The sequence below is a fragment of the Neobacillus sp. C211 genome (assembly GCF_051842875.1).
Classification (GTDB): Bacteria; Bacillota; Bacilli; order Bacillales; family Cytobacillaceae; genus Neobacillus.
In genome coordinates, this window is sequence record NZ_JBPXRO010000075.1 from 1 (window position 1) to 3511 (window position 3511).

The window sequence follows — 3511 nt, forward strand, 5'->3', positions numbered from 1 at the left end:
TGCTAGCGCCGAGGAGGCTCCCCGGACCGCCCGCGGAAAGCGAAGTGCCTGGAGCGGAAATCAATAGGCCCATTAGCAGGTACAATGAATAATTAAATGCTGAGAATTAAAAATTGCCGAGAAAAATACCCTTTCTCGACAATCTGACCGGATGAACATTCATCCGGTCTTTTTATTTTTATATGGGATTTAACCCATTAGTGATAGCCATTCGAGCCGTTCGCAGACCCCGAAGTTTTATTTCCTTTACTACCTTTACCTTTTTGCTTTGTACCGCCATCTTTTTTGGTCTTCTTTGTCATAATAAGAACCTCCCTGAAGTTAGTTAGCGTTCTATCTTAGTTTGAACAGATGGGCTATTTTCATGAAGGAAACTATTAGCAATTCTTTCGATTCTTTTCACTATAAAAAGCATTAATTTCTCCACCTAATATAATAATAAATGCCGATATGTATAACCAAATCATTAAGACAATAATTGCCCCTATACTGCCATAGGTGAGCGAATAATTACTGATATTTCCAACATAAAAGGTTAATCCAATCGAGGAAATAATCCAGCCCACGGTAGCAAAAGCTGCCCCTGGAAAGGCACTCCGGCATTTTATTTTTACATTCGGTGCAATCCAATACAACCCTGTAAAAATGAGAAACAAAATAATCGCACTTACCAGCCAGCTTAATGTATCCCATACTTTAATAAATTCTGTCGTGTAGCCCATTTGAGAAAATAAAAAAACACCTATTTCTCTGCCGAATACAGGAAGAACAATCGCCAGAATTAAAACAAAAATCATTCCAAAAGTTAAAAGAATAGCCATCCCTCTTGAGACAATAAACGAGCGGCTTTCCTTTACATTATATGCCTTATTAAAAGCCTTTACAATCGCACTAATACCGTTCGATGACGACCAAATCGTACCGATGATCCCGAACGATAACAACCCGCCATTCCGATGATTCATTATGTCATGGACGTTTTTTTCAATTAGGTCCATGGCCTCGACAGGTGCAAAATCCCTTACGATCCCAAGCATATCCTGATGGGGAATTGGAATATATGGAAGAAGTGTAAATAAAACAATCAAGAGCGGAAACAGGGACAGTAGAAAATAATATGCAAGCTGTGCACTTAATCCAGGTAAATCATCTTCATCGACCCGGTGCCAAAGTAATTTTAATAAAGATGAGCGAACATTCCCCACCTTTTCCATTTTCATCCTCCTTTTTTTAATGAATTTCTTTTTCTTCTCCTAACACTTCTTCAATAATGAGTGCTTCGTCACTTTTTGAGAATGTTTCCTTCGTTTCTTTTAAAATATCCGTAACCTGAGGAGTTATCTCCCGTAACTCTTCCACTTTATCTGTTATAGAAGATATATCTTCACTGACCTGCTTAACGGTTGTCTTTAATTTTTCTGCAGTTTCCTTCACCTTATCAGTAATCTCTCTTGGATTTTTCATGATATAGGTAACTTTAGTAGTAGTTTTTTGTACGTTTTCTTTCATCACTTCTCGAGTTTGTTTATCTAAAAGGCTGATTGCTCCGCCAGCAAGTGCTCCAAGTAACATTCCGCGCCAAAATTGATTTTTCTTTGTCATGTTAACCTCTCCTTTAATCTTAATTATTATTATCATCAATAATGCCCGATGATAATAATACCAAAACCTTCTTTCATTTATTTTGCTTCATAGAGGATGGCCACGCAAGTCCAACTGATACTTTTATCCATTTTTTTTGGTTTACTAAATTGGGAGTCTTTCCTAGGAACTTTGTATTGACATATAATTTTCAACATGAAAAGATGGACATATTAACTCGCAGAAAGGGTGACCCAAATGAATTTATCAGAAAAATCGATTGAGAATGTCGAATATATGATTGAACAAATTAAAGAAAAGCTAAAGGTCCTAAACCTTGGAGCCATAAAACCTTCGCATTTTGATGAAGAAATGTACGAGGAATTAAAAGAGATTTATGATATGGTCCTTAGAAAAAATTCATTTAGTCCTAATGAAATGCAGGCCTTAGTAGAAGAGCTTGGAAGCCTCCGAAAAAAATAAGCTAAAAAACCCGTTATTGCACATAACGGGTTTGTTTTTATTTCTGTTCAGTTAAGATGACAGGGCCATCTTTTGTAATCGCAAGTGTATGTTCGTATTGTGCTGAATATTTTCCATCAATGGTCCTTGCCGTCCAGCCATTGTTGTCCATCTTCGTTTGGTATCTACCTACATTAACCATGGGTTCAATTGTGAAAACCATACCTTCTTTAATTCTTGCGCCTTTTCCTGGCAGCCCGTAGTGTGGAACATCCGGCTTCTCGTGTATCACTGCTCCAATCCCATGGCCAATAAAGTCTCGAACAACAGAAAAACCTTCGCTTTCAACATAGGTTTGAATTGCGTGTCCGATATCCCCAATTCGATTGCCGACAATCGCCTGTTCTATCCCTTTATAGAGTGCTTCCTTAGTAACATTTAATAGACGTTCGGTTTCCTCGGATACCTTTCCTACTGCATAAGACCAGGCGGAATCAGCCAAAGCACCATTGTAATTGACAACCATATCCACTGTCACAATGTCCCCATCTTTTAAAGGTTCCTTCCTTGGGAAGCCATGGCATATTTCGTCATTTATACTTGCACAGGTTGCATATTCATAACCCTTATAACCCTTTTGTTCTGGTGTTGCTCCATTTTTCTTAAGAAATTCTTCAACAAATACATCGATTTCCCAAGTGGTTATACCTGGTTTGATTAATTTTGTGATTTCTTTATGACAAGCTGCAAGTATTTCTCCTGCCTTTTTCATTGCTTCAATTTCACGTTGTGATTTAAGGACAATCATTTTAGGAGGGTCCCCTTCCTTTTTGTTTATTTTTATGTATAATTTTCAAAATTGTTATTCGTCTAAAAGCAATACCTTTTAGTGAATGACAATTGGCCACTATTGGCAACACTATTAATATTAACCCTATCCTGTGATTTTTTCAAAAATACTTTATATGGTGAAACTTTTCTCAAAGTTCATTTTATTGTCATATTCCTTTGTTCTTCATATGGTGCTTTTCTATTCTTTTTGATAGAATTAATGTAAGTGAATAAAAATTAGGTGTGTGAGAATTATGATCGGTGATCGCGTAAAAAAATTTCGCTTAGAAAAGAAAATGTCACTTTCCGAACTTGCTGCTCAAGCAGGCGTGGCAAAATCTTATTTAAGCAACCTTGAAAATAACAAACAAGAGAATCCTTCTATAAAGTTTCTTGAAAAAATTGCAGTTGTCTTAAATATTCCTGTTGATCATTTAATACATGAAGAAGTCAATAAAGCGGATTTAGACATTGATTGGATGAATCTTGTCAAAGATGCAATGAATTCTGGTGTTTCCAAAGAACAATTTCGTGATTTTCTTGAATTTAACAAGTGGCGAATTAATCAAAACGATAAATAATAACCTGCTTTTTAAAAGGTCTGTTTCAATTTTAAAAAAGAAAAGCATTCTACAAA

5 protein-coding genes are annotated in these 3511 nt (G+C 36.3%); 2 read left to right on the plus strand and 3 right to left on the minus strand.

Annotated features, from left to right (window positions below; all coding sequences use genetic code 11):
* Positions 1-377: 377 nt before the first annotated feature.
* Positions 378-1214: a YihY/virulence factor BrkB family protein gene (locus ACSU6B_RS28885; protein WP_215012121.1), complete on the minus strand. Its 837-nt coding sequence runs from the start codon at positions 1212-1214 to the stop codon at positions 378-380.
* Positions 1215-1230: 16 nt separating this feature from the next.
* On the minus strand, positions 1231-1602 hold the full coding sequence (locus tag ACSU6B_RS28890) for a YtxH domain-containing protein (RefSeq protein WP_410889909.1): 372 nt from the start codon (positions 1600-1602) through the stop codon (positions 1231-1233).
* Positions 1603-1839: 237 nt separating this feature from the next.
* Between ACSU6B_RS28890 and ACSU6B_RS28895 the strand changes: the two genes are divergently transcribed.
* Positions 1840-2064 carry a DUF1128 domain-containing protein gene (locus ACSU6B_RS28895; protein ID WP_066251264.1) on the plus strand — a complete coding sequence of 75 codons (225 nt, stop codon included), beginning with the start codon at positions 1840-1842 and terminating at the stop codon, positions 2062-2064.
* Positions 2065-2101: 37 nt separating this feature from the next.
* Here ACSU6B_RS28895 and map read toward each other — a convergent pair whose 3' ends face one another.
* On the minus strand, positions 2102-2851 hold the full coding sequence (gene map / locus ACSU6B_RS28900; protein ID WP_410889911.1) for a type I methionyl aminopeptidase: 750 nt from the start codon (positions 2849-2851) through the stop codon (positions 2102-2104).
* Between the two features lie 277 nt (positions 2852-3128).
* Between map and ACSU6B_RS28905 the strand changes: the two genes are divergently transcribed.
* Complete coding sequence (locus tag ACSU6B_RS28905; protein WP_168242217.1) at positions 3129-3455, plus strand: helix-turn-helix domain-containing protein; 327 nt, start codon at positions 3129-3131, stop codon at positions 3453-3455.
* Positions 3456-3511 lie beyond the last annotated feature (56 nt).